The following is a 26,767-nucleotide window of genomic DNA, read 5'->3' on the forward strand; positions in this document are numbered from 1 at the left end:
CGAAGAATGCCGGACCGGGAGAATGAGATTTCCTGCGATGTGCTGGTGGTGGGCACCGGGGCAGGGGCATTGACCGCGGCCATTGCCGCCCATGATGCCGGGGCGCAGGTGCTGATCGTGGAAAAAAGCGACCAGTATGGCGGCACCTCGGCCACGTCCGGCGGCGGCATCTGGATCCCCAATAATCATCATTTGTTTGAAGAAGGCGGCGACGACAGTCTGGACGACGCCCGGGCCTATATGGCGGTCATGGTCGGCAATGCGGTGTCCTCAGATCGTATCGATGCCTATCTGGATCAGGCGCCGAGAATGGTCAGATATCTGGAGGATCATACCCAGGCCCGATTTGCCGCCATGCCCTATCCCGATTATTTTCCGGAACAGAAAGGCGGCAAGCGCGGCTATCGCACGCTGGAACCGTTACCGACCCACGCGAAGATTTTGGGTGCGGAATTCGCAAACCTGCGCCCGCCGCACAAACAGGTCACGGTTTTGGGGCGGATCTGCATCACCATGAAGGAAGGCCGGGCCATGCTGACCCAGGCCAAAGGCTCCATGCTGCTGGCTGTGAAGCTGATGCTGAAATACTGGCTGGATATACCCGGCCGGTTGCAGGGCAGGCGGGACCGGCGCCTCACTATGGGCGGGGCCCTGGTGGCACGCCTCCGGGCGTCGCTCTTGGATCGTAAGGTGCCACTGCTGCTTTCCTCTCCCCTGACCGAATTGGTCTACGACCAGGACCGTGTGATCGGCGCCGTCATTGAACAGGATGGCCAAAAGAAAACGATCACGGTGCGCAAGGGGGTGATCCTCGGCGCCGGCGGTTTTGAGCATAACCAGGCGCTCCGGGAAAAATTCCTGCCCAAACCAAGCAGCAGAAACTGGACCGCAGGCAATGTGCACAATACCGGCGATACCCTTGTGGCGGCTATGGATATCGGGGCGAAAACCGATCTGATGGACTCCGCCTGGTGGGCGCCCAGCATCAAGGTGCCGGGAGATGATCGGGCCTATATCCTGTTTGCCGAGCGCTCGCTGCCCGGCAATGTGATTGTCAACAAGGCCGGCGAGCGGTTTGCCAATGAAGCTTTTCCCTATCTGGAATCCGGCTATGCCATGTACCAGGCCGACAGCATCCCGTCTTTCTGCGTCTTTGATGCCACCTTTCGCCATAAATACCCTTTCGGCCCCTTGATGCCGGCCAGTGTGCAGAGCGACGACAAGTTGCCGTCGCGTATCTGTGACCTGCTCTTCAAGGCGGACAGTATTGAGGAACTGGCGGAGCGGATGGGAGTGGATGCCGCCGGGCTCCGGAAAACCATCGAGAAAAACAATCAATATGCCGCAACCGGCCGTGATCCGGACTATGCCCGCGGCGACAGTTTCTATGATCAATATTACGGCGACAGCCATTCGGGCAAAAATCCCTGCATTGCCGCCATCGAGAAGGCGCCTTTTTACGGCATCGAAGTCTTCCCAGGCGATATCGGCACCAAGGGCGGCCTGCTGACCGATGCAACTGCCCGGGTCCTTGCCGAAGACGGGTCGGTGATCGAGGGGCTTTATGCCATCGGCAATACCTCCTCCTCGGTGATGGGCCGCTCCTATCCCGGCGCCGGTTCCACCATCGGGCCGGCCATGACTTTCGGCTTTATTGCCGGGCATCATGCGGCCGGGAGCTAGTGCCGCTATGTCTTGATACGCACAAATATGATTATTTCTTATAAAAATATCTTATTGCGTAAAAAAAGATCAAAAAAAATACTAAAAAAGTTGATATGAGGGTTTTTCTATCCTATATTGCGAAAAGAAAGTCACGCTTCGCGGTGTGACTGACTGGGAGTGCGCCCGGCATCAGCCTATTGCAACAGATGCCGATAAAAATGGAGAGACTAAATATGGCGGTCAAATGCCTTGGCTATCTTGCCCTGCAGGTGAAGGATAAAAAGGAAATTGAAAAACTGGCCTGCACCATTATGGGGATGCAGAAAGTGGCGGGACCGTCTGTGGGGGCGGAGAATGATTACTACCGGATCGACCAGCGGGCACACCGCTTGATCGTCATGCCGGGAGAGGAAGACAAGCTCTATTGTGCCGGCTGGCAGGTGGCCGATAGCGCGGCTCTCGAGGAAGTGCGGGACAAGCTTTCGGCCCGAGACATGAAATGGGAAGAGCTCAGTGAAAAAGACTGTGCTGTGCGCGGTGTCGATGAGGGGCTGGCCTTCCTGGATCCGGCGGCAAACCGGCATGATGTCTGTGTCGGGGAGCTTGAGGCCGATGACCCCTTCCAATCACCTGTCGGCGTTTCCCGTTTTATCACCGGCGACATGGGTATGGGGCATGTGGTCCTGCCGGCTCCCGCGTTCGAGGAAACTTTTGAGTTTCTCAGGGAAGTGCTTGGCTTCGAGCTGTCCGACGAGCTTCCGGTGCCGATGGGGGCGGGCGGGCCGGTGCTGCGGGTGCGGTTCATGCACTGCGCCAATCCGCGCCATCACAGCCTGGCGATCTTTGAAGGCCAACATCCGGCCGGTTGCGTGCACTGGATGTTGGAAGTGCCCGATTTGGATACGGTCGGACTGGCGATGGATCGGGCGGAACAGCAAGGAATGCCGCTGTTCGCCACCCTCGGCCGTCATACCAACGACAATATGCTGTCGGTCTATTTCATGTCGCCGGGCGGTATCGGCGTGGAATATGGCTGCGACGGCCTGCAGATGGACTGGAAGGACTGGAAGCCCACGATCCTCGAAAGCGGCGATCTCTGGGGCCATCAGTATGCGATGATGAAAGACCTGTAACATGCTTGATAAAACCATGACCATCTCCGGCATCGTGGACCGGATGCGTTCCGGCATGACCCTTGGGATTGCCGGCTGGGGCGGACGTCGCAAACCCATGGCGATCATTCGCGAAATGCTGCGCCGGGACGAGTTGAAGGACCTGACCATTGTTGCTTATGGCGGCGCTGATGTGGGACTGCTGGCCAGCGCCGGGAAAATCAAGAAGCTGGTGTTCGGCTTTGTCTCCCTCGATGCGATCCCGCTCGAAGCACACTTTCGCAAGGCGCGGCAGGCCGGGGCATTCGAGATCCTGGAACTGGACGAGGGTATGCTGCAGCTGGGATTGAAAGCGGCGGCGAGCCGGGTGCCGTTCCTGCCGACCCGGGTCGGGCTCGGCACCGATATCCTGACCCATGCGCCGGAGATCAAAACCATCACCTCACCCTATGCGGACGGGGAGACCCTTGTGGCCATGCCGGCCCTGAAGCTGGATATGGCCATTGCCCATGTCAACAAGGCAGACAAGCTCGGCAACAGCTGGATTTACGGCCCGGATCCCTTTTTTGACGAATGGTTCTGCCGGGCGGCGACAGAAAGCTATCTCAGCTGTGAAGAGCTGGTGGAAACTTCGGAGTTCAACGATCCGGCCATGGCAGTGAAAATGCCGATCGAGCGCTCCCTGGTGGCGGGGGTCGCAGAGGCGGCGGGTGGTGCTCACCCGAGCTCCTGCGCCCCCGACTACGGCATCGATGTGGCCCACCTCAAGGATTATTCAAAGACCGCCAAAGAAGGCTTCGACGGCTATCTCGACAGTTTCGTCCATGGTCAGGATCAGGACAGCTACCTCAAGGCGGTGGGCGGCATCGAGGCGGTGCGCAAGCTGCCGTTACCGATTTTTTAGGGCGCAGGGAAAGGATTAGCAGACATGAGTTACAGTCTTGCAGAATTATGCATTTGCGCCGGGGCGGAAGCTTTCCGCCATGACGGGGAAAAGATGGCGACCCTGATCGGGGTGGTGCCGCGCCTGGCCGGCGGCCTGGCCAAGCTTACTTTCAATCCCGGCCTGATGATGACCGAGGGCGAGGCCTATCTGGTCAGCGAACCGGTGCCGCTCGGCCCGCGCGGCGACTATCAGCCCAAGATCGAAGGCCTCATGACCTATGAGCGGGTATTTGACATCGTCTACCGCGGCGACCGCCATTGTTTTGTCGGACCGGTGCAGGTGGACCGTTATGGCCAGATGAATATATCGGTGATCGGCGGTACTTACGAGCAGCCCAAGGTCGCCCTGCTCGGCGCGCGCGGCTTTCCCGGCAATACCATCAACAATATCAACAGCATGTTTGTGCCCAAGCACAATACCAAGGCCTTTGTTGATGGCGAGGTGGATATGGTCAGTTCCGTGGGTTACAACCCCACCCGCTGGCCGGACGGCAAAAAACCGCCCTATCTGGAGCTGCGCCATATTATCACCGACCTCTGTGTGATGGACTTCGGCGGCGCGGACAATGCGATCCGGGTGATCAGCCTGCACCCGGGGGTGAGCTTTGACGAGGTGCAGGACAACACCGGCTTCCCGCTGGAAAAGATCGACGGGCTGGGCGACACCCCGGCGCCGACCGAGGATCAGCTGGAGCTGATCAGGAAACTCGATCCCCATAACCTGCGGGCCACTGTGTTCGAGGGCAACCCGCCCGGCGACAGGAGGGCATGACATGACCGACGACCTGACAGATCCGGTACAGGCGGACATCACTTATGAAACGGAAGAGCCGGTGCTGTACCGGACCGAGGGACCGCTGGCGTATATCACCCTCAACCGGCCGCAGTTTCATAACGTGCAGAATTCCCAGATGACCTATGCCCTGGACGATGCCTTCCAGCGCGCCACCGATGACGACGAGATCAAGGTGATTATCCTGAAATCGGACGCCAAGCATTTCTCCGCCGGGCATGACATCGGCACGCCGGGGCGGGATTTCGACAAAAGCTTCGATCGCCGCCTGATGTGGTACGACCATGCCAACAAACCGGGCGCGGAAAAGGCCTTTATCCGGGAGCAGGAAGTCTATCTCGGCATGTGCCGGCGCTGGCGCGACATCCCCAAACCGACCATCGCCCAGGTGCACGGCGCCTGCATTGCCGGTGGCCTGATGCTGGCCTGGGTCTGCGACCTGATTGTCGCGTCGGACGATGCTTTTTTCCAGGATCCGGTGTTGCAGATGGGCTTTCCCGGGGTGGAATATTTCGCCCACAGTTTTGAACTGAACGCCCGGATTGCCAAGGAGTTCCTGTTCCTCGGCGAGCGCATGCCGGCGAGCCGCGCCTATGAGATGGGCATGGTCAATAAGGTGGTGCCGCGGGCGGAGCTGGAAGACTGTGTGAAGCAGATGGCGGAGAAGATCGCCGCCCAGCCGCGGCTCGGCCTGCTGCTCACCAAGCAGGCCATCAACCATATGGAAGATCTGCAGGGCAAGCGCACCGGCATGGATGCGGTCTTTGCCATGCATCATTTCGCCCATGCCCAGAACCAGCTGGTGAAGGGCGATTATATCGCCGGCTTTGACGGCAAGAGCATGGCCAAAGCCAATAAGGACAAGGAAGAGGGCGGGGATAAGTAATGAGCGCCTTTGAGACAGCTCTTACCGAAAAGCTTGGCTGCCGCCATCCGGTGATCCAGACCGCTATGGGTTGGGTCTCGTCACCGGATCTGGTGGTGGCCACCTCGGAGGCTGGTGGCTTCGGTTTCCTGGCCGGGGCGGTGATGACGCCGGCGGAAGTGGAGGCCGGGATCAGGGACATCAAGGCCCGGACCGACAAGCTGTTCGGCGTCAATTTCCATATGTTCCAGCCGGGCGCCAAAGAGATTGTCGAGATCATCCTGTCCCATAGTGACCGGGTGCGGGCCATTTCCTACGGCCGTGGTCCGGACGGGGCGACAGTCAAGCGCTTCAAAGAGGCCGGGGTGCTGTGCATACCCACCGTGGGCGCGGTGCGTCATGCGGTCAAGGCGGTCAAGCAGGGCGCCGACATGGTGGTGATCCAGGGCGGCGAAGGCGGCGGCCATACCGGCGCCGTGCCGACCACGCTGCTGCTGCCGCAGGTGCTGGATGCGGTGGATGTGCCGGTGATCGCCGCCGGCGGCTTCCGCGACGGACGCGGCCTCGCGGCGGCGCTGGCCTTCGGCGCGGCGGGTATCGCCATGGGCACGAGATTCTTGCTGACGCAGGAAAGCCCGGTGCCGGTTCAAACGAAAGAGAGATATCTGCAGGCGGGGGTCGACCAGATCCCGGTCTCTAGGCAGGTGGACGGCATACCGCAGCGCATGGTGATGAACCGGGTGCTGGCCGATCTGGAAGGGGCGAGCAAACCGGGCCTGCTGCTGCGCGGTATCCGCAATGCCCTGGCCTTCAAGAAACTGACCAATGCCAGCCTGACCGCCATGCTGAAGTCCGCTTGGAACATGGCGAAAAAGACCGACATGACCATGGGGCAGGTGATGATGTCCGGTAGTGCCCCGGTGCTGATCCAGCGCGCCATGGTCCAGGGCCATCCGGATGAGGGCGTTCTGCCCTCCGGACAGGTGGCGGGACTGATTGAAGATATTCCCACGGTTGCGGAACTGATCGGCGGGATCATGGGCGATGCGGAACAGAGGATCTCAAGCCTCTGTGGTGACAAAGAGGGACAGGGACATGCCGATTAATGTGAATATCCATGACGGGATCGGGGAGATTATTTTCGACCATCCGCCGGTCAATGCCTTTGACAGCAAGCTGTGGCTGGAGCTGCCGGAACTCGTGACCAACACCGCTTCAAACCCGGAAGTGAAAGTGGTGCTGATCCGGGCCGAGGGCAAGGGCTTCCAGGCCGGGGTGGACATCAAGGAACTGCAGGCCAAGCCGGATATGATCCCGCTGGTCAACCGGGGTAATTTCCTGACCGGTCAGGCCATTCACACCGCAGAGGTGCCGGTGGTCTGCGCCGTGCACGGCTTCATCATGGGCGGCGGCGTCATTATCTGCGGTGCGTCCGACACTATCATTGCCTCTGATGATGCTTTTTTCGCCCTGCCGGAAATCGACCGCGGGGCCATGGGCGGGGCGTCCCATCTGTCACGCATGCTGCCGCTGTACAAGGTGCGCGCGGCCTTCTTCACCGGCAGCAACATCACGGCCGAGGAAATGTACCGCCTGGGCGCGGTCGAAAAGGTGGTGCCGCGGGACAGGCTCTATGACGAGGCGCTCGCCTTCTGCCGGGTGATCGCCTCCAAGAGCCGCAAGGCCCTGACCATCGCCAAGGAAGCCTTGAACGGCATCGAAGCGGCCGATGTGGACCGCAACTACCGCTGGGAACAGGGCTTTACCCTGGAAATGTATATGGAAGAAGACAGCCAGAAAGCCCGTGACGCCTTCGTCGAGGGCGGCAAGAAGGCGGACTTCTGATCATGGCGCTGGACTATACCGATAAGCAAAAGGCGTTCCGGGCCGAGGTACGGGCCTGGCTCAAAGAGCATGTGCCGGCCAAACCGCTGCCGTCCTTTGACACCAGGGAAGGCTTCGAGGCGCACCGCGAATGGGAAGCGACCCTGAACCAAGGCAATTATGGCATGGTGACCTGGCCCACCGAGTATGGCGGGCGCGGCGCGGACCTGATCGACTGGCTGATTTTCGAGGAAGAATATTACGGGGCGGGCGCGCCTCTCAGGGTGAACCAGAACGGCATCTTCCTGCTCGGGCCGACCCTGATGGAGTTTGGGACTGACGACCAAAAGGCCCGTTTCCTGCCGCGCATGGCTTCCGGTGAAGAGATCTGGGCCCAGGGCTGGTCCGAACCGGGCGCGGGCTCAGACATGGCGGCGATCCGCACCAAGGCGATCCGCGACGGCGATCAGTATGTGATCAATGGCCAGAAAACCTGGTCGACCCGGGCGGCTTACGCCGACTGGTGCTTCGGCCTGTTCCGCACCGATCCGGACAGCAGCCGTCATCATGGCCTGAGCTTCATCCTTCTGCCGCTCGATGCGGAGGGCATCACCATCCGGCCGATCCCCCAGCTCAATGGCCAGACCGGTTTTGCGGAAATCTTTTTCGACGATGTGCGGGTGCCGGTGGAAAACCGGCTCGCCGGTGAAGGCGACGGCTGGAAAGTGGCCATGGCCACAGCCGGGTTCGAGCGCGGGCTGATGCTGCGCAGTCCGGCCCGCTACCAGATGGCGGCGAAACGGCTGGTTGAACTTTACCGCAAACATGCGGGCCGGATGCCGGGCAGTGTGCGCCGCCGGGTGCTGGATGCCTGGCTGGAGGCGGAGGCCTATTGCCTGTCCACCTACCAGACCGCCTCGCGCCTGATGGCGGGCGGGTCCATCGGGTCCGAAGCCAGCCTCAACAAGATATTCTGGTCCGAACTGGACCGATCGTTGCACCGGACGGCAGTGATGATCCTCGGCGCGACAGCTGACCTGATGCCTCACGCCCCGGGCGGTGAAGACAACGGTAACTGGCTCGACGGTTATCTGTTCTCGCTGGCGGGACCGATCTACGCCGGCTCCAACGAGATCCAGCGCAACATTATCGCCGAGCGCCTGCTTGGCCTGCCGAGGGGATAGGGCCATGGAATTTATCTTCACCCAGGACCAGCTCGATTTTCAGGAGGCCGTCAAAGGCTTCCTCGCCGGGGAATGCGACGTTGCCCATCTGCGCAAGATGGTGGAACAGGGCAAGACTTTTTCCGAAGATCGCTGGCAGCAGATGGCGGAGATGGGCCTGATGGGCCTGATACTGCCGGAGGAAGTTGGCGGGCTTGGCCTCACGATCCGGGACTATATTCTGATCGCCGAGGAATGCGGCTATGCCGCCCTGCCGGAGCCGCTGCTGGAAACGGCGGTTGTGACAGCGCCGTTGCTGGCAGCCCTGGGCGGGCAGGAAGAATTTCTGCAAGAGGTTTGTAGCGGTGAGGCGATCATCGCTCTCAAGGACAGCCGTTCACCGGTGATTACCAACGGGGATCGGGCGAAGGCAGTTCTGAGCTATGACGGCTCGGCGATCCGGTTAGATAACACACCTGCTCTGCAGGCGAGTGAAAGTATTGATCCGCTGCGGCCGGTGTTTCTCTGTGAAGCTAATGGGGTCACGATTTCCGAGGGGGAAAATGCCGTAAGGCTGTGGCAGGCGGCGCTTGAGCGTTCAAGCCTGGTGGCTGCCGCCCAGCTGTATGGACTCGGACGGCGCATGGTGGACATGGCGGTGGACTATGCCAGGGACCGCCAGCAGTTCGGCAAACCGATTGGCTCCTTCCAGGCGGTCAAACATCACCTGTCGTCGGTCATGGTGGCGCTGGAATTTGCCCGCCCACTGATTCACCGGGCGGCTTTCAGCCTGGCGGATGGTGATCCGCTGGCAACTGTTCATGTGGCCCAGGCCAAGCTCAAGGCCGGGGAGGCGGCGCTTCAGGCGACGGAAAGCGCCCATCAGGTGCATGGCGCCATGGGCTACACTTATGAGGTGGACCTGCATCTCTGGATGAAGCGGGTTTGGGCGCTCAATGCCGCGGCCGGAGACCTGTTGTTTTTAGAGGATCAACTTGAAAATACTGTGCTGGACGGCGACCTGCCGCTCGGGCCGGGCGCCACCTTTGGTGCAGCATAAAGTTTGGGAGAGAATAAGTGAGTGAAGCCTATATCGTTGATGCGGTGCGCACGCCGGTGGGGCGGCGCAAGGGATCGCTGGCCCATGTGCATTCGGCTGATCTCGGCGCGGTGCCGCTGAAGGCGTTAATGGACCGTACCGGGGTCGATCCGTCAGCCGTGGAAGATGTGATCTACGGCTGCTGCGACACGGTCGGCAGTCAGGCGGGCGATATCGCCCGCACCTGCTGGCTGGTGGCCGGACTGCCGGACCATGTCCCCGGCACCACCATCGATCGCCAGTGCGGCTCGTCCCAGCAGGCGGTGCATTTCGCCGCGCAGGCGGTGATGAGCGGGACCCAGGATCTGGTGGTGGCCGGCGGGGTGCAGAATATGACCCAGATTCCGATCAGTTATGCCATGCTGGCGGCCCAGCCGCTGGGCATGGCCGACCCGTTTACCGGCTCGCCCGGCTGGGTCAAACGCTACGGCCCGGACCAGCTGTCCCAGTTTAACTCCGCCCGGATGATTGCGGAAAAATGGAACATCTCCCGCGAGGAAATGGAACGCTTTGCATTGGAAAGCCACATACGTGCCGCCCGCGCTCAGGACGAGGGTCGCTTTGAGGGTGAGATTACCTCTGTCGGCGACTTCAAAGCCGATGAAACCATTCGCCGTGACACCACGCTGGAGAAGATGGCTGAACTTGAACCATTGGATGAAGGAAGTCCGATAACAGCAGGTATTGCAAGCCAGATTTCGGATGCATCAGCCGCATTGTTGATTGCCTCCGAGCAGGCCGTCAAAGATCATAACCTGACGCCGCGGGCGCGCATTCATCATATCAGTGTGCGGGCCGACGATCCGGTCTGGATGCTGACCGCTCCCGCTCCGGCCACGGAATATGCCCTCAAAAAATGCGGCATGACAATGCAGGACGTTGACCTGGTGGAAATCAACGAAGCCTTTGCTTCGGTGGTGTTGTCCTGGGCGAAGGATATGGACGCCGATCTCTCCAAGGTGAATGTGAACGGCGGGGCGATTGCGCTTGGCCATCCGCTCGGCGCGACCGGAGCGCGGCTGATGACGACTTTGCTGAATGAGCTGGAACGGACCGGCGGGCGCTACGGGATGCAGACCATGTGTGAAGGTGGTGGCCAGGCCAACGTCACCATTATTGAACGACTGTAAGGGAACACTGTGATGAGTGGAATTTGTGAGGGACGGGTAGTTCTGGTAACCGGCGCGGGCCGCGGGCTCGGCCGGGAATATGCCTTGGAGCTGGCCCGGCAGGGCGCCAAAGTGGTGGTCAACGACCTGGGCGTCAGCAACCAGGGTGAAGGTGGAGAAAACACCCCCGCAGAGCAGGTGGTCGCGGAGATCGCCGCGCTGGGTGGTGAGGCCGTCGCCAACTTCGGCGATGTGTCCGACATGACCTCCGCCGGGGACATGATCAAGCAGGCGCTGGATACCTTTGGTGACCTTCATGCCGTGGTCAACAACGCCGGTATCGTGCGCGACCGCATGTTTGTCTCCGCGACCGAGGATGAATGGGACGCCACCATGAAGGTGCATCTAAAGGGCCATTTCGCAGTCGCCTCCAATGCCGTGGCCTACTGGCGCGGCAAGGCCAAAGAGACCGGCTCCACCGTGGATGCCCGCATCATCAATACCACCTCCGGCGCGGGGTTGCAGGGCTCCATCGGTCAGAGCGCCTATTCGACGGCCAAAGGGGGCATTGCCGCTTTGACCCTGGTGCAGGCGGCGGAACTGGCGCGCTATGGCATTACCGCCAATGCGCTGGCTCCGGCAGCCCGCACCCGCATGACCGAAGCGGCCTTTGGCGACGCCATGGCGGCACCGGAAGACGGCTTTGATGAAAATGATCCGGCCAACTGCGCCCCGATTGTCGCCTGGCTGGCGAGCCCGGAAAGCGCCGGGGTGACCGGGCAGGTGTTCGAAATCAAGGGTGGCATGATCATGCTGGAAGACGGCTGGCGCGAAGGGCCATCCGTGGATATCCATGCCCGCTGGAAGCCGGAAGATGTCACCGAAGCGGTCAAGGGCCTTCTGGAACAGGCCATGCCGGCCCGCAAAGTCTGGGGAAGCTGAATCATGAATTTTACTTTTTCCGAAGAACAGAATCTGATCCGGGAAACCGCCCGCGGTTTCCTGGAGGAAATCTCTCCCTCGACCGCAGTGCGCCAGTGGATGGAGAGCGACAAAGGCTATGATGACGGCATCTGGCAGCAGCTGGCCGAGGACATGGGCTGGGCGGCGCTGGCGATCCCTGAAGACTACGATGGCCTTGGCCTCGGCTATGTGGAACTGGCTATCATTATGGAGGAATGTGGCTACCGCCTGACCGGTTCGCCGCTGTTCGCCACCATCTGCCAGGCGGCCCAGGCGCTGATCCATGGCGGCACCGAGGCGCAGAAGCAGGCCCATCTGCCGGCCATCGCCGCCGGCCAGACCACGGCCACGCTGGCCTTTGGTAATGGGGGAAGTTTCGGGCTTGACGATATTACCCTCAGCTACCGCGAAGAAGGCGACGGCTTTATGCTGAACGGCACCGCCGGGCAGGTCATTGACGGCGCCAGCGCCGACCTGATTATCACGGTGGCCCGCAAAGAGGGGAGCGCTGACGAAAGCGGCGTGCGGCTGTTTGTTCTGCCCCGCGAAACGACAGGTCTTTCTGCGACCACCCTCAAAACCATGGACCAGACCCGGCGTCTCACCCGTCTGGAATTTGCCAATGTGACTGTCGGGTCCGATACGTCACTTGAAGGCGGCTGGGATTGTTTTTTAAAGACCTGCCGTATCGCTTCCATCATGCTGGCGGCAGAACAGCTTGGTGTGTCCCGCTGGTGCCTGGACGCTGCGGTGACCTATGCCATGGACCGCATGCAGTTCGGCCGGGCCATCGGATCGTTCCAGGCGATCAAGCATAAATGCGCCGACATGATGGTGCGGGTGGAAAGCGGCATTTCCGGCCTTTATTACGCCGCCTGTGTCATTGATGCGGATACCGATGAACTGGCCGAGGCCTCCCCCATCGCCAAGGCGACCTTGTGCAGTGACGCCATGAAGAACGCCGCCGAATGCCTGCAGATCCACGGCGGCATCGGCATTACCTGGGAAGCCGACGTGCATCTTTATTTCAAACGCGCCCGGGCTGGAGAGTCCCAGCTCGGCGCACCGGCCTGGCACCGGGAGCAGATGGCTCTCGCCATGGACTTGTGAGTGGAGGGAGAGGACAATGGATCTGAATTTTTCACCAGAAGAAAATGCCTTCCGCGCCGAAATCAGGAGCTGGCTTGCGGAACATTTGAACGGCGAATTTGCCCATATCAGGGGCCTTGGCGGCACTGGTGAGCAACTGGAAGGCTTTGAGGAACGCATCAAATGGGAACAGTTCCTCGGCCAATCCGGCTGGGCGGCCATCGGCTGGCCCAAAGCGTTCGGCGGTCGCGGTGCGAGCCTGATGGAACAGGTGATCTTTGCCGAGGAATATGCCCGGGCCGGGGCGCCGGGACGGCTGACCCATATCGGTCTGGAACTGGCGGCGCCGACCATCATGGCTTTTGGCAGTGACGAACAGAAAGCACGCTTCCTGCCGAAAATCCGTGATGCCGAGGAACTCTGGTGCCAGGGTTTTTCCGAGCCCGGGGCCGGATCGGACCTGTCCAACATCCGTACCAAGGCGCGGCGCGAGGGCGATGAATGGGTGATTGAGGGGCAGAAAATCTGGACCAGCCACGCCCAGCATTCCGACTGGTGTTTCCTGTTGTGCCGGACCGAGGAAGGATCTAGGAATCACAAGGGCTTATCCTTCCTTCTTGTACCAATGGATCAGCCGGGTATTGACGTGCGGCCGATCAAGCAGCTGACCGGGGATGCTGAATTCAACGAGGTCTTTTTTGACGGTGCCCGCACCAAGGCTGACCTGGTGGTGGGCGGCGAGGGCAACGGCTGGAAGGTGGCCATGGCGACGCTGACTTTCGAGCGCGGGGTCTCGACCCTGGCGCAGCAGGCCAACTTCCGCAATGAACTGGACGAGATCATTGCGCTGGCCAAAGCCAACGATACCGCGAAAGACCCCATCATCCGCCAGCGTCTGGCCGAAGCAGAAATGGGCCTTCGGGTGCAGCGTTACAATGCTCTGCGCACCCTGACTAATGCGGAAAGCGGCACTTTCAGCCGCGAGGGCTATATCGCCAAAATCTTCTGGGCCAGCTGGCACCGGGAGCTCGGCAAGCTGGCCATGGATATCATGGGGCCGGAGGCGGAACTGATCAGCCAGGACCATGACTACAAGATGAAGCGGCTGCAGAACCTGTTCCTGTTCAGCCGCTCCGACACCATCTATGCCGGCACCAACCAGGTGCAGCGGAACATCATTGCCGAACGGGCGCTGATGATGCCCAAGGAACCCCGCGGGGCGTAAGGAGAGAGATATGACGACCATTCCCCCCTATGTGCCGGGCCACAATCTGCTGGAAGGCAAAAACGTACTGGTGACTGCCGCGGCGGGCACCGGGATCGGCTTTGCCGCCGCCAAGAAGGCGATCGAGGAAGGCGCGCGCCTGTTCATCAGCGACATTCACGAGGGCCGCCTGCAAAAAGCCGTGGAAACCATTGAAGCGGAAACCGGCCAGCGCCCGGGTAGCAAACTCTGTAATGTGACACAGGAAGAGGAGGTCCAGGGTCTGATTGAGGCCGCCGTGGCCGAGATGGGCCATGTGGACGTGCTGATCAATAATGCCGGGCTCGGCGGCTCAGCACCGCTGGTCGACATGAGTGACGACCAGTGGAACATGGTGCTGGATGTGACCCTCAACGGCACCTTTCGCATGACCCGGGCCATGCTGCGCCATATGTACGGGCGGGGCAGTGGCGCCATTATCAACAACGCTTCCGTTCTCGGCTGGCGGGCGCAGAAGGAGCAGGCCCACTATGCCGCGGCCAAGGCCGGTGTCATGGCGCTCACCCGGTGCAGCGCAGTGGAAGCGGCGGAACATGGCGTGCGCATCAATGCGGTGGCACCGTCCATTGCCATGCATGCCTTTCTCAGCAAGGTGACTACTGACGAGCTTCTCGCGCAACTGACCGAGCGCGAAGCTTTCGGCCGGGCGGCGGAAGTGTGGGAAGTGGCCAACGTGATGATGTTCCTCGCCAGCGACTATTCCAGCTATATGACCGGCGAAGTGCTTTCCGTGTCCAGCCAGCACGCCTGAGGAGGAGATCATGACACGCGTTTTCAAGAGCCCTCACGAGCTGGCCGGCGCGGTCGGTGAAACTCTGGGTGCCAGCGACAGCCTGGTCATAGACCAAGACCGTATAAATATGTTTGCCGACGCCACCGGCGATCACCAGTGGATCCATGTGGATCCGGCACGGGCCAAGGACGGGCCGTTTGGCTGCACCATCGCTCACGGTTTCCTGACCCTGTCGCTGGTCAACATGTTCCTGCCCCAGATCGTCGAAGTGCAGGGCATTTCCATGGGCGTCAACTATGGCTGCGACCGGGTGCGTTTTCCGGCACCGGTCAAGGTCGGCTCCAGCGTGCGCGGGGTTGGCGAGCTGATCGCGGTCGAGGAAGTGAAGGGCGGTGTCCAGGCCACGATCCGGGTGACGGTGGAAATCGAGGGCGAGGACCGGCCCGCCTGTGTGGTCGATACCATCAGCCGCTTTTATCCGGGGTAGGGCTATGTCGGACATCATCGAAGTCGCAGAACAACGCAGCAAAGTTGTCGAGGCCTATATCCAGGCCTTTGAAGACCGGAATGCGGAGGCTGTCATGGCGCTCTATGCCGACGAGGCAACCGTTGAAGACCCCTATGGTACGGAGCCGATAAAGGGCCGGGACGCGATTTATGCCTTTTATCAGAAGGCCATGGACCTCAACGCCCGGCTTTCCCTGGACGGCCCGGTGCGGGTCGCCGGAGATATTGCCGCCTTTCCGTTCACTGTGCGTGTCACTGTTGATGGGAAACGGCAACAGCTTGAGGTCATCGACACTTTCCGCTTTGACCGGCAAGGAAAAATCATTGAAATGCGGGCCTTCTGGGGGCCGCTGAATAGCCAGGAAATATAAGGAAATATCTATGAGAGAAGCCGTCATCGTATCAACTGCCCGGACCCCGATCGGCAAGGCCTACCGCGGCGCCTATAACGATACCGAGGCCCCGGCGCTGACCGGCCATGTGGTGCGCGAAGCGGTGCGCCGGGCCGGGCTTGAGGGGCACGAGGTAGAGGACTGCATTATTGGCGCCGCCGCCCAGCAGGGCACCCAGGCCTATAACCTTGGCCGCTTGACAGCGGCAACGGCGGGTCTGCCCAATACAGTGGCGGGCATGACCCTGGACCGGCAATGCTCCAGCGGCATGATGGCCATTGCCACGGCAGCCAAGCAAGTAATCCACGATGACATGCCCATTGTGGTTGCCGGCGGAGTGGAAAGCATTTCCCTGGTGCAGAACAAGCACAAGAATACCTACCGGTCCGTGTCCAAAGCTGTGCTGGAGAGTAGCCCGCATATGTATATGCCGATGATCGAGACCGCCGAAGTGGTGGCCAAGCGTTATGGCATCGACCGGGAGGCGCAGGACGCCTACAGCTTCCAGTCCCAGCAGCGCACCGCCGCGGCCCAGGAGGCGGGCAAGTTCGATGACGAGATCATACCGCTCACCACCAGCATGATTGTAGTGGACAGGGAAACCAAGGAGACTTCCACACAAGAAGTAACGCTGGAAAAGGACGAGGGTAACCGGCCGTCGACGACACTCGACAGTCTGGCGGGCCTCAATCCGGTGATGGACGGCGGCTGCATTACCGCCGGCAATGCGAGCCAGCTGTCCGACGGGGCTTCCGCCGCCGTGGTGATGGAAGCGACGCTGGCTGAACAGCGCGGGCTTGAGCCGCTCGGCGCCTATCGCGGTATTGCCGTAGCCGGGGTCAGCCCTGACGAAATGGGCATCGGCCCCGTCTATGCGGTGCCGAAACTGCTCGAGCGTCACGGTCTCGAGATGGACGACATTGGCCTGTGGGAACTGAATGAGGCCTTTGCCGTACAGGTGCTTTACTGCCGGGACCAGCTCGGCATCCCCGACGAGATTCTCAATGTGAATGGCGGGGCTATTTCCGTCGGCCATCCCTTTGGCATGTCCGGGGCGAGGATGGTTGGGCACAGCCTGATTGAGGGCAAGCGCCGCGGCGCCAAATATGTGGTGGTGACCATGTGTGTCGGCGGCGGCATGGGCGCAGCAGGCTTGTTTGAAGTCTACTGATTTTTCTCAAAAGAAAACCACCGGCCCGGAAGCCGGTGGTGCACAGTTACAGGGGGCTGCCTGAAATCAGGCGGCCCCTTCGACGAAGAACTGGCTGTACCATTTGCGCAGATCCATGATCGGACCGTCACCATCGCACAGGCGGATGGTTTTGAGGTGGATCTTGTTGTCCCAGATCGGCTTGTCTTCCTCAAACTGTTTGATGACCTCCTGGATAAAGGCTTTGGAAACGCCTGCCTTGAAGGTTTCGGCATCTTCTTTCTTCTGCCAGAAGGAAAAGCGCACGTGCACCTTGTCCCGGGCGATGGGGGTGAGGCTCGAGAGCAGGAAAGTATCGGCAATGCCGCTGAAGCGATTCCAGGCCTCGCCCGGTCCGCGGTTGAAATTCTCAATCTTGCCCGGTACCACGCCCTTGGGGGTCTGCATTGGGGCGTCGATAAAACCACTGCGCATAGGGCCGTCCACCTTGATGTCCCAGTCGGTGGGGAACTCGCTGGTGCCGTGGACATATTTGAAATGGGCGACATCGGCGGCGTTCTCCGCCATGTCCAGCGGGTGAGTATTGACGATCCATTCCTTGCGGCCGAATTCCGCCCATTCGCTGCTGGTGGTTTCCTCATGGGGTGTCATATCCCACATCGGGGCAGCATCTTCCGGATGGTACCACATCCACACCATGCCGTTGACTTCGGCGGTGGGCCAGACTTTCATGCAGGGCTTTCTGACCTGGGGCGGGATCTTTTTGGCATAGGGGATATTCACCACCTTGCCGTCACCGTCATATTCCCAGGCATGGAACGGGCAGGCCAGATTGTTGCCGATCACCTTGCCGCCGCCGAGATGGGCGCCCATATGTTCGCAATAGGCGTCGAGCGCCCGCGGCGCGCCATCCTCGCCCCGGAACAGGACAACATCCTGATCAAAATAGGTCAGCGAATGCACGCCATTGGGGCCCAGTTCCTCGCTGTAACAGACCCCGAACCAGCCATAGGGCATGGGATTGGGAAATCTGATTCCATCTAATGGTCTTTTTGCCATGTCTCTTCTCCAGTCTCTCTACCAGTCTCTTTAATTGTCCAGTTTGAATACCCTGAGCGCATTTTCGCGCAGGAATTTGGGCCACACCTCGTCCTTGAACGGCACCTCGGGCATGTCGCGGAAAATCCGGTCCAGCGACAGGCCCATGGGGAAATAGCCCGCATACATGATCTTGTCCGCACCCCGGCTGTTGGCGTAATCGATGATCGCCCTGGGATAGTGTTTCGGGGCGAAGGCGCTGGTCGAATAGTAAAGGTTGGGGTATTTCAGCATCAGCTTGACCGCCAGCTCTTCCCAGGGTTCGCCGCCGTGGCGCATGACGAATTTCAGTTCCGGGAAAAACCAGCAGACCTCGTCAATCAGCTCCACCTTCTGCGGCTCCATGGGCAGGCGCGGGCCGGGCACGCCGACACAGCAGACGAAGGGGATATCCAGGTCCACACAGGCAGCGTAGATCGGATACCATTTCTTGTCGTTGATCGGCACCTGGGGACACATGCCGGACGGAAACGCGGTTACCGCCTTGATATCATACTCTTTCTTCAGCCGCCGGATGTTGCGCACTTCTTCCATGCCCAGGTTGGGATTGGGGCTGTAGTCGAAAAAGAACCGGTCCTTGTGATGCTTGAAGGCATGCTGGATTTCCGGCTGCTCCTCGACCAGGCCGACCATGGCCCGCTCGATATTGTGTTTGTCCATCTGGGCGATGGTATAGGCGACAAAATCTTCCTGCTGGCCGGTCTGGGGAATGTCCTTGAACATATACTGTGCCGGCATTTCAAACATCTTGCGGCTTTCCTCGTCCAGGATCAGCGGCTTGATGAAATCATACCAGCCGGAGCGGTCTTCGCTCGCCGGAATGCCCATCATCAGGTCGATTATCTTGATGTCTTGCATGGCTCTTCCTGTCCTAAAGGCCCAGCTGTTTCAGCAGGTCCGGTTTGATGATTTTACCCAGCGCCGTGCGCGGGAATGGCTGATCGGTAAAAATGACCTGCTTAGGCACCTTGAAATGGGCCAGGTGGGCGGCAACATAGTCCTGAACGTCGCTTTCGCTGAGCGAACTTCCTGGTGAGGGGATGATGGCGACGGCGGGAATTTCGCCGAGCCTGTCGTCCGGCAGGCCGAAGGCAGCCACTTCGCGGATCTGGTCATGTTCCTGCAGCAGGTGCTCCAGCTCGGCGCAGGAAATATTTTCGCCGCCGCTCAGCACCATGTCCTTGATGCGGCCGGTGATAAAGATGAAGCCTTCCTTATCCACATAGCCGAAGTCGCCGGAATGCAGCCAGCCATCCTGCATCATCGCAGCAGTGGCCTCTGGATCATCCCAGTAGCCGTCAAAGGCGGCCGCACTCCTGATCAGGATTTCCCCGCATTCGCCGGTCGGTAGGTTGTGTCCCTGGTCGTCAATGACCCGGATCTGGACACTGGGCAGGATCCGTCCTGCGGACAGGGCCCGGTTCAGGTAATCATCGCCGGTGTTGGTGGCGATGGTGCCGCCAACTTCGGTCATACCATAGCCGGTGCCGAGCACGGTGCGGGGAAAGGCGGCCTGCAGGCGCGCCACCCCATCCGGGGTTTCCGGGGCGCCGCCGATACCAAGGGCCACCAGGCTGTCCAGATTGTGGTTGTTGCGGTCGGGATGATGCAGCACATCCCACATCATGGCCGGCACGCCGGACAGGGAGGTGATGCCTTCTTTTTCCACCAGCGACAGGACCTCGCCCACATCCCATTTGGGCACCATGATGATCCGTCCACCGATCTGCAGGTTCATCAGGAAGACGGCGTGGGACGCGGCCACATGGAACAGGGGGAAGGCCAGCAGGGCCGTAGGCTGGAAATCCATAGTGGGGTCCGGTGTGATCCCGGCTTTGAGCATTTTCTGGTAAATGGCGCCGCCGACCATATAGCCGCTGAAGGCAAGATTTTTCAGGGACTGGGCGATGGCGCCATGCCGGAACAGGGCGCCGCGGGCGTTGCCGGTGGTGCCTGAGGTAAACATGATCAGCGCCGGATCATCAGTAGACGGGCAAGGGGTCGGCCAGTTGTCTCCGTCTTCCACCTCTTTCAGAAGTGTGTGATAGCCAGGATAGCCGGCAACTTGGTCTTGATCGGTGCCGCCGACAATTAAATCGCATTTGACCGGGCCTTCGCCGAGCAGCCGGTCAAGACGGCGCGGATCAATGAACACCAGTTTCGGGCTGACGTGGTTGAGCGCCTGTTGCAGTTCCTCGCCGCGGCCCCAGCTGTTAACCGCCACGGCAATGGCGCCAAGCCCGGTCACGGCCGCAAAGGCGGTCAGCCACTGCGGGTTATTCTGCATGATGATAGCAACCCGGTCGCCGGGGCTGACAGCATATCTTTCCTGCAGGAGGTGGGCGAGCTCCCTCACTTCGCCGAAAAATTCACCGTAGCTGTAACGCTTGCCCTCAAAGACAAGGAAGGGGCGGTCGCCGTAGGCGGCAGCATGATCATAGAGATGCCGCAGGCTGGGCCAGACTTTTTTGAAAGCCGGGCCGCTATAGCCATCCTGTTCAATTCGGGTGATTTCATAATCCCCGCCGGGGCCGAAGATATCCGGCTCACTCATGCGATTGCCTCCCTGGGTCGCTGTTGTTTAAACTGTGACCCTGCCTGTAGCAGGATTGTTTTACGCAATCTTATAGGTGTTAGGGGTGATTATCAATAAAAAAACAAAAAATAAGTCATTAAAATACTTAAAAACGTAATTATAATTGAAAAATATTACGCAACTTGATAATAAGGTGCCATATGGAAGACAAGACGGCGGATATCACGGGAGGATCGGGTCGTGGAAATTTTTGAAAGCTGGACCTTGGCCGGCAAGACATTGCGCAATCGTATTATTAAAACCGCCACGTTCGAGGGTATGTGCCCCGGCGGCAAAGTGACTGACCGCCTGATAGAATTTCATCGCCGCCATGCCGAGGGCGGGGTGGCGATCTCAACCGTGGCTTACGGCGCCGTGTCCCGCGATGCGCGCACCTTTAATGACCAGATTGTCCTGGAAGAGGAGAATTTCGACGATCTTTGTCGTCTGACGGCGGCGATTCGTAACGAGGGGGCCATTGCTTCGATCCAGCTGGCCCATGCCGGTGGTTTTACCCAGGCCTCGGGGCGCTCAAGCTGGGTCTCCAAGGGGCCGAGCGGCGGGCTCAATACCTATGGCATGATGTCCGGTTATCCGATTGCCGTGCCCATGTCTTATGCGGACATGGACCGTACAGTTGAAGACTATGGCCGGGCCGCGGCACTGGCCAAGCGGGCCGGGTTCGAGGCGCTGGAAATTCACATGGGGCACGGCTATATGATTTCCCAGTTCCTCAGCCCCGCCACCAACAAGCGCAAGGATGAATATGGCGGCAGTCTGGAGAACCGGCTGCGCCTGCCGTTGCGGATTGTGAAGGCGGTACGGGACGCGGTGGGCGAGGATTTCCCGCTGCTGGCCAAAACCAACTTGTCCGACGGTTTCAAGACCGGTCTGCAGATCGACGAGGCGGTGGAGATCGCCCGGGCGCTGGAGGCGGCCGGGATCAATGCCCTGGTCATGTCCGGCGGCTTTGTTTCCAAAACGCCCATGTATCTGTTCCGGGGCGACAGCCCGCTTGCGGAAATGGTGGCGGCGGAGAAGAACCTTATCCGCAAATGGATGCTGAAGCTGGGCGGGGCGCAGGTGTTCCGGCCCATGAAATTCGAGGAAAATTATTTCCGCGACCAGGCGCTGAAAGTGAGGGCGGCGGTGGACATGCCGCTGGTGCTGCTGGGCGGTGTGCGCACCAGGGAGAATATGGAAGAGGCGCTCGGCGACGGTTTCCAGGCCGTGGCCATGGGCCGGCCATTGCTGCATAATCCGGACCTGCCCAACCAGATCAAATCCGGCATGGTGGGCAACGGCTACTGCACCAACTGTAATCTTTGTGTCGGCAAGATGGATACGCCTGAGGGAGTCCATTGCGTGCTGACCGGGGAGCCGATGGGTATTCAGGTGACGCCTGCGGCGTGAGCCCCGGCGCGACGGCCGGAAAAGACGCAGTCGGCGACGGACAATCCGCTCACATAGGCATTTGAGGCAATACCGACGGCCGTGCGACCGGCCGCGTAAAGACCTTTGATCTCGGTGCCGTCTTCTCGCAGCACCTCACCGGTCTCCTCGTTAACCTGGAGGCCGCCCAGCGTCAGGGTCGGGCAGGGCAGCACCTTGTTGTCCAGCGACACGTCAATGGCATAATAGGGCCCCTTGCTCATATCCTGCATATCCGTGACCGGTTTGCCGAAGTCATCCTCCTTCTCGCCCCGGACGGTGGCATTGTAGTTTTCCAGGGTCTCGCGCACTGTGGCCGGATCCATGCCGACCTTCACCGCCAGCTCCTCGATGGTTTTTCCCTTGTTCGCCTTGAACATCATACTGATGAAGGCGGGAATATACTGGAAGGCCCGGGCCCGCCACGGCAGGATCTGTCTCAGTGCCCGCCATTTCAATGTGCTGTTGATGATCAGGGTCGTCCGCCCGTCGGCCCTGAGGCACATGGCGTCGCCGATGGCGGCCCCATAGAGGGTCTCATCCACATATCGCGCCCCTTGATCATTGACAATCATACCGGTGGCCCAGGCATGGGGCGGGTTGATGAAGCGCCAGGCGGTAATGCGGTCCATGTTTCCGGTTGCCCCACCAACCGACTGGCCGAGCGCAATGCCGCTGCCATTGCAGCCCGAGGTGCCGAGCGCCAGTCCTTTCAGGTAACGGGGGGCATGGGCCCTCACCATGTCCCGGTTCATGACAAAACCGCCACTGCTCAGGATCACGCCCTTGCGGGCCTGCAGGAACAGGGGCTGGGCGTGACTGTCAGCGATGGCCTCGGCCTTGCGTCGGTATTTTGCCGCAAGACCAGGGGCATAAAGGTGCCAGTTGTCGGCGCGTCGGGAATATTTGATATAGTCTTTTTCAGCTTTGCTGTTTGCCGGAAGTTTCCGAATCTCCACACCAATGACCTGTCCGTCCCGCTCCTGTATCAATCTCACCGCCTCCGCTTGCAGGTAGGGTGTAACGCCGCGGGCAAGGGCGCTATCGCGTAATGGTGCGTAGAAATCCGGATGACCGGTGGCCCGAAGGCGAAACCCGCCATAGGCGATGTGGCCGCGCGGCGCGGGTCGGGCGAGTTTGGCGTAGCGGGGATTGAGTTCCGATCCGGAATGGTAAAGGTGGATGCCGCTTGGCGGGTAGGAGGTCTTTTTCAGGGTGCAGCTGGATTTGAACCTAACGCCATGTTTTTCAAGCCATCTGATACTGTCGGCGCTGCCGTCGCAAAAGCGCTGGAGTGTTGGGTCGCCGACAATGCCGCTGGTTTCCGCCTTCAGGTACTTGAACATATCTTCCGGGGTGTCTTCCACTCCGGCTTCCTGCTGGATATGCGTGCCGCCGCCGGCATAAATCACATTGCCGCAGATGGCGGTGGCGCCGCCGCCGGAAAAGCGGTCGACAATGGCCACGTCCGCCCCCTGGTCCCGGGCCTCCAGGGCGGCGGTCACACCGGCGCCACCGAAGCCGACAATGAGGACATCGTGGGTCTGGTCCCATTTGAGATCCGCCGGACTGCGCAATTTCAGGGGCTCATTTATGCGGTCATGGGTATATTTCATCTTAATACTGCCTGAAAAATCAAAATAACTCCCATGAAAATACTAAAAAACGTAAAACATGTATATAATTATTACGCATATAGTGATATAGATGAGGGGGTAAGCTATAAAACTGGAGGAAAGTCATGCAGGAATGGACGGGGAAGCTGGCGGTCATCACCGGGGCGGCAAGCGGTATTGGCAAGGGGTTGGCGGAAAAGGCGGCCGCTCTGGGAATGAACCTGGTGCTGGCTGATCTGGACAATTCCGGCTTGTCGCAATTGCAGCAGGAGCTGACCGCCGCCCATGATATCAGGGTGGAAATGCTGCGCACCGACGTCTCCCGCCCTGATGACCTGCAGGCCCTCGCGGAGCTGGCCTTCGGGAGGTTCGGCTCTGTAGACCTGCTGTTCAACAATGCCGGGGTGATGATGACCGGCATGACCTGGGAGCATAACCTCAGGGACTGGAACTGGGTGATGGGGGTCAATCTCAACGGCGTCGTCAACGGCATCAGCAGTTTCCTGCCGCGCATGATGGCGCAGGGGACGCCGGCGCGGATCATCAATACCGGCTCCATTGCCGGGTTCCTGCCGTCACCGACCACCTCAATCTATTCCGCCAGCAAACGGGCGGTGATCAGCCTCAGCGAAACCCTGCAGTTTGAACTGGAGATGGCGCGCTCCAAGGTGCGGGTCTCGGTGATTTGCCCCGGCGCGGTGGCGACACAGATTGCCGACGCGGACCGTAACCGGCCCGAGGCAGAGCGACCGGTGGAAGATGCGACGAAGAAAGCCATGAAGGAGCAGTTGCGCCAGGGCATTGCCGCCAGCGGCATGGATCCGGCGGAACTGGCGGATATGGTGTTCGCCGCCATCGCCGGGGACAAATTCTGGATTATGCCCCATCCGGGCTACCTGCCACGGATCAGGGAAGAGGCTGACGCGATCGCAAGACTGGAAAACCCGGTCTATACGCCGCTGGTGGATATGTAGGAGGAAGTTATGGAAGCACCATCTGTCGCCCTGGTCACGGGCGCCAGCCGCGGCGCCGGGCGCGGCATTGCCCTCGCCCTGGGCGAAAAAGGCATGACCGTTTACGTCACCGGCCGCAGCGAGACCGAAGGATCTGCGCTTGGCTGGGACGGGACGCCGCTACCGGGCACTATTCACCAAACCGCCGAGGAAATTACTGCGGCTGGCGGCAAGGGTATTGCAGTCGCCTGCGATCACAGTGATGACGATCAGGTGGCAGCTTTATTTGAACGGATCGCCCGGGAGGAAGAGGGGCTCGATATCCTGTTCAACAGCGCCACCTACATGCATCCGCAGCTGATCGAGGATAAGCCCTTTTATGAGAAGGAGCTGGCGGCGGTGGAGATCCTCAATGTGGGATTGCGCTCCGCCTATGTAGCGAGCTGGCACGCGGCGCGTCTGATGGTGCCGCGGGGACGGGGCCTGATTGCGTTCGGCTCGTCGTTCGGGGCCACCTGCTATATGCATGGGCCCGGCTATGGCGCCCAGAAGGCGGGCCTCGACAAATTCGCCCATGACATGGCGGTGGATCTGGACGGCACCGGCGTGCGCACCGTTTCCATCTGGATGGGGCCGTTGCTCACCGAACGGGCGAGGATCGCCGCCGAACTTCATCCCGAGCTCTATCGGGAGTTTCATGCGATGGCAGAAACGCCGGAGTTCACCGGCCGCATTGTTCATGCCCTTGCCAGTGATCCCGAGGGGGGAGAGCTGAGCGGCCAGACGTTGATCGGGGCGGAAATCTGTAACCGCTACGGTATTACTGACCGCGACGGCAGGGTGCCGCCGTCCCATCGGGATATGCTGGGCGCGCCTTTGAATTTCAGTCCGGCGATCGTCAGGTAAATTTAGCCGAGCGGCAGGGAAACCTCCCGCACTTCCATCCAGTCGACGATGAGGCTGCGGCGCCTGAAAAGCCAGTTCCCGTCCTTTTGCTCGAAACGATCCTGATAGCGGATGTTCCAGGTCATGACCCGGTCCGGCTTGCCCTTCTCAGGAAACAGGATGTGGTTCGCCGTGCAATAGGTTTCGGCGATACCGGAATCCCCGGAGATTTCGCCAAGCTGCTGCGAAACCACATGCTGGGTCTTGAGATAATACTGGCCGAGCGCATCGGTGATGCCGAGGACGTCTTTCCGTCCTTCAAGCCTGAAGCCCGGTCCTTCAATGATCACATCATCGGTGATCACACTATCGAGGAGTTTGGCATCTTTGCTGTCGACCGCCCGGGCGTAAATGTCTGCGAGCCGGTGGAAGTCCGGGATATCCGCTGCATCCGGGCCGAGTGTCACCGGTTCGATGGTGCCCAGTTGTCGGTCCAGGTCAGCCACCAGATCGGCGATTGTGGCGGCAATATCATGGCGCCGGTAACCAAGCAGGCGGGCCTGTTCCGGATCGGGCTCATAGGAAATGATGTTGCCGCGGCCCTGGATGATGGCATAGTCGGGCAGCATCGGGTGTTCCTCGTCCAGGGAGGGGACCTCCACTTTGTTGCCGACGGCATCGAAAAAGATCTTGAAATAGTCGGCAAAGGACAGGTTTTCGTCACCGAGCAGATAGGAGGTGCCGCCGACCCCGCGCTCCAGCGCGCCTGAGATTGCTTCGGACAGGGAGTTCGTCGAGATAAAATTGGTCGCCCCGGCCGGGCCGAACGGCTTGATCTGGGGATAGAGATTGCGCGCGTAGCCGATATAGGCGGCAAACATGTCATTCTTCATGCCTTCCGGGCAACCGACCACGAAGGGGGCATTCAGGCTCATCGCCCGGAAGCTGTCGTCGGAAAGGGCGCAGACGCCCTGGTCAGCAAGATAGCGGGAGCGCACATAAGCGTCGCTTTCAATCTTTTCCGGCAAGACCTGCGGATAAAAGCTGCCGATATGGATAAAGGTGGAAACCCCGGAGTTCTTGGCGAGCGCAGCGAAGGCCGGTACCAGTTCGCCATTGGCCCACAGGAAGTGGGTATCAGCTTCGGCGTCCAGGGGGACATGGCGCAAATCGCTTCCGGCGGCAAAGACAATAGCATCGAAACCGCGAAGGTCCGCTTCGCGATAGCTGCCCTCCAGATAGTTGCCCGCCAACCAGTCAAGCTTTTCAAGACCTGTTCCGGGCTTTGGGGGATTGCGCGAAGAGATAACGACGTCATGGCCTTCAGACTGCAGATGCAGTGCAGCGTGTCCGCCAATGGGCCCCGTGCCGCCGATGATCAGGATTTTCATGCTGTTTTCCCCGGCTTGGTCATTTTTTGTTTTCCTTACCTTATATTGCTTTGGCGCTGTTGGCTTTGCACGCTATTTGTTCGCATTCTCGGATATTGATGCGGTCCATTTATTTGGGTTTGGAGGGCCTCCCTCAAAGCGACGC

25 protein-coding genes are annotated in these 26,767 nt (G+C 60.1%); 20 read left to right on the forward strand and 5 right to left on the reverse strand.

The window, feature by feature from the left end; translation table 11 throughout:
- Positions 1-6: 6 nt before the first annotated feature.
- The 17 genes from FIV46_RS08260 to FIV46_RS08340 all read left to right on the forward strand — a co-directional run bounded on the left by FIV46_RS08260 (position 7) and on the right by FIV46_RS08340 (position 16,694).
- On the forward strand, positions 7-1,683 hold the full coding sequence (locus FIV46_RS08260) for an FAD-binding protein (protein ID WP_181163130.1): 1,677 nt from the start codon (positions 7-9) through the stop codon (positions 1,681-1,683).
- Positions 1,684-1,898: 215 nt separating this feature from the next.
- Positions 1,899-2,798, forward strand: coding sequence for a VOC family protein (locus FIV46_RS08265; RefSeq protein WP_181163131.1), 900 nt, complete (start codon positions 1,899-1,901; stop codon positions 2,796-2,798).
- A 1-nt stretch (position 2,799) separates the two neighbouring features.
- Positions 2,800-3,681 carry a CoA transferase subunit A gene (locus FIV46_RS08270; protein WP_139940352.1) on the forward strand — a complete coding sequence of 294 codons (882 nt, stop codon included), beginning with the start codon at positions 2,800-2,802 and terminating at the stop codon, positions 3,679-3,681.
- Positions 3,682-3,705: 24 nt separating this feature from the next.
- The gene (locus FIV46_RS08275; RefSeq protein WP_139940354.1) at positions 3,706-4,494 is read left to right on the forward strand and encodes a CoA-transferase subunit beta; all 789 of its coding nucleotides are present in this window, start codon (positions 3,706-3,708) and stop codon (positions 4,492-4,494) included.
- Position 4,495: 1 nt separating this feature from the next.
- Complete coding sequence (locus tag FIV46_RS08280) at positions 4,496-5,401, forward strand: enoyl-CoA hydratase (protein WP_139940356.1); 906 nt, start codon at positions 4,496-4,498, stop codon at positions 5,399-5,401.
- Positions 5,401-6,486: an NAD(P)H-dependent flavin oxidoreductase gene (locus tag FIV46_RS08285; RefSeq protein WP_139940358.1), complete on the forward strand. Its 1,086-nt coding sequence runs from the start codon at positions 5,401-5,403 to the stop codon at positions 6,484-6,486. The genes FIV46_RS08280 and FIV46_RS08285 overlap by 1 nt, the downstream gene beginning before the upstream one ends.
- Entirely contained in the window at positions 6,476-7,225 is a 750-nt protein-coding gene (locus FIV46_RS08290; protein ID WP_139940360.1) for an enoyl-CoA hydratase family protein, read from the forward strand. Before FIV46_RS08285 ends, FIV46_RS08290 begins: the two co-directional genes overlap by 11 nt.
- A 2-nt stretch (positions 7,226-7,227) precedes the next feature.
- Positions 7,228-8,388 carry an acyl-CoA dehydrogenase gene (locus FIV46_RS08295; protein WP_139940362.1) on the forward strand — a complete coding sequence of 387 codons (1,161 nt, stop codon included), beginning with the start codon at positions 7,228-7,230 and terminating at the stop codon, positions 8,386-8,388.
- A gap of 4 nt (positions 8,389-8,392) precedes the next feature.
- A complete protein-coding gene (locus FIV46_RS08300; RefSeq protein WP_139940364.1) occupies positions 8,393-9,427 on the forward strand; it encodes an acyl-CoA dehydrogenase family protein in 1,035 nt (344 codons plus the stop codon).
- 17 nt (positions 9,428-9,444) lie between these two features.
- Entirely contained in the window at positions 9,445-10,596 is a 1,152-nt protein-coding gene (locus FIV46_RS08305; RefSeq protein ID WP_139940366.1) for an acetyl-CoA C-acetyltransferase, read from the forward strand.
- Between the two features lie 12 nt (positions 10,597-10,608).
- The gene (locus FIV46_RS08310) at positions 10,609-11,517 is read left to right on the forward strand and encodes an SDR family oxidoreductase (protein WP_139940368.1); all 909 of its coding nucleotides are present in this window, start codon (positions 10,609-10,611) and stop codon (positions 11,515-11,517) included.
- A 3-nt stretch (positions 11,518-11,520) separates the two neighbouring features.
- On the forward strand, positions 11,521-12,648 hold the full coding sequence (locus FIV46_RS08315; protein WP_139940370.1) for an acyl-CoA dehydrogenase family protein: 1,128 nt from the start codon (positions 11,521-11,523) through the stop codon (positions 12,646-12,648).
- Between the two features lie 16 nt (positions 12,649-12,664).
- Positions 12,665-13,852 (forward strand): acyl-CoA dehydrogenase family protein, encoded by a 1,188-nt coding sequence (locus tag FIV46_RS08320; RefSeq protein ID WP_139940372.1) that lies wholly within the window; start codon positions 12,665-12,667, stop codon positions 13,850-13,852.
- Positions 13,853-13,862: 10 nt separating this feature from the next.
- Positions 13,863-14,642: an SDR family oxidoreductase gene (locus FIV46_RS08325; RefSeq protein ID WP_139940374.1), complete on the forward strand. Its 780-nt coding sequence runs from the start codon at positions 13,863-13,865 to the stop codon at positions 14,640-14,642.
- Positions 14,643-14,652: 10 nt separating this feature from the next.
- Complete coding sequence (locus FIV46_RS08330) at positions 14,653-15,111, forward strand: MaoC family dehydratase (protein ID WP_139940376.1); 459 nt, start codon at positions 14,653-14,655, stop codon at positions 15,109-15,111.
- A 4-nt stretch (positions 15,112-15,115) separates the two neighbouring features.
- Positions 15,116-15,502, forward strand: a complete 387-nt coding sequence (locus FIV46_RS08335; protein ID WP_219846011.1) for a nuclear transport factor 2 family protein — start codon at positions 15,116-15,118, stop codon at positions 15,500-15,502.
- Positions 15,503-15,512: 10 nt separating this feature from the next.
- Positions 15,513-16,694: an acetyl-CoA C-acyltransferase gene (locus tag FIV46_RS08340; RefSeq protein ID WP_139940378.1), complete on the forward strand. Its 1,182-nt coding sequence runs from the start codon at positions 15,513-15,515 to the stop codon at positions 16,692-16,694.
- A gap of 66 nt (positions 16,695-16,760) precedes the next feature.
- Here FIV46_RS08340 and FIV46_RS08345 read toward each other — a convergent pair whose 3' ends face one another.
- From FIV46_RS08345 to FIV46_RS08355, 3 genes are read right to left on the reverse strand one after another with little or no spacing between them, the layout of a single operon-like run.
- A complete protein-coding gene (locus FIV46_RS08345; protein ID WP_139940380.1) occupies positions 16,761-17,732 on the reverse strand; it encodes an aromatic ring-hydroxylating oxygenase subunit alpha in 972 nt (323 codons plus the stop codon).
- 30 nt (positions 17,733-17,762) lie between these two features.
- Complete coding sequence (locus FIV46_RS08350) at positions 17,763-18,629, reverse strand: amidohydrolase family protein (protein ID WP_139940382.1); 867 nt, start codon at positions 18,627-18,629, stop codon at positions 17,763-17,765.
- 13 nt (positions 18,630-18,642) lie between these two features.
- Positions 18,643-20,325: a class I adenylate-forming enzyme family protein gene (locus FIV46_RS08355; RefSeq protein WP_139940384.1), complete on the reverse strand. Its 1,683-nt coding sequence runs from the start codon at positions 20,323-20,325 to the stop codon at positions 18,643-18,645.
- Positions 20,326-20,547: 222 nt separating this feature from the next.
- Here FIV46_RS08355 and FIV46_RS08360 point away from each other — a divergent pair, with 222 nt between their 5' ends.
- Positions 20,548-21,759, forward strand: a complete 1,212-nt coding sequence (locus FIV46_RS08360; protein ID WP_219846013.1) for an NADH:flavin oxidoreductase — start codon at positions 20,548-20,550, stop codon at positions 21,757-21,759.
- Here the strand turns inward: FIV46_RS08360 and FIV46_RS08365 are convergent.
- Positions 21,738-23,393, reverse strand: a complete 1,656-nt coding sequence (locus tag FIV46_RS08365; protein ID WP_139940386.1) for an FAD-binding protein — start codon at positions 23,391-23,393, stop codon at positions 21,738-21,740. The two genes, FIV46_RS08360 and FIV46_RS08365, sit on opposite strands and share 22 nt — an antisense overlap.
- A 125-nt stretch (positions 23,394-23,518) precedes the next feature.
- On the opposite strand from FIV46_RS08365, the gene FIV46_RS08370 reads away from it, so the two are divergent.
- Entirely contained in the window at positions 23,519-24,367 is an 849-nt protein-coding gene (locus FIV46_RS08370) for an SDR family NAD(P)-dependent oxidoreductase (RefSeq protein ID WP_139940388.1), read from the forward strand.
- 9 nt (positions 24,368-24,376) lie between these two features.
- Positions 24,377-25,252, forward strand: coding sequence for an SDR family NAD(P)-dependent oxidoreductase (locus FIV46_RS08375; protein ID WP_139940390.1), 876 nt, complete (start codon positions 24,377-24,379; stop codon positions 25,250-25,252).
- A 2-nt stretch (positions 25,253-25,254) separates the two neighbouring features.
- On the opposite strand, the gene FIV46_RS08380 is transcribed toward FIV46_RS08375, so the two are convergent.
- Positions 25,255-26,622 carry a nuclear transport factor 2 family protein gene (locus FIV46_RS08380; protein ID WP_139940392.1) on the reverse strand — a complete coding sequence of 456 codons (1,368 nt, stop codon included), beginning with the start codon at positions 26,620-26,622 and terminating at the stop codon, positions 25,255-25,257.
- Between the last annotated feature and the right edge of the window lie 145 nt (positions 26,623-26,767).

It is taken from the genome of Emcibacter nanhaiensis, from assembly GCF_006385175.1.
GTDB classification, from domain to species: domain Bacteria; phylum Pseudomonadota; class Alphaproteobacteria; order Sphingomonadales; family Emcibacteraceae; genus Emcibacter; species Emcibacter nanhaiensis.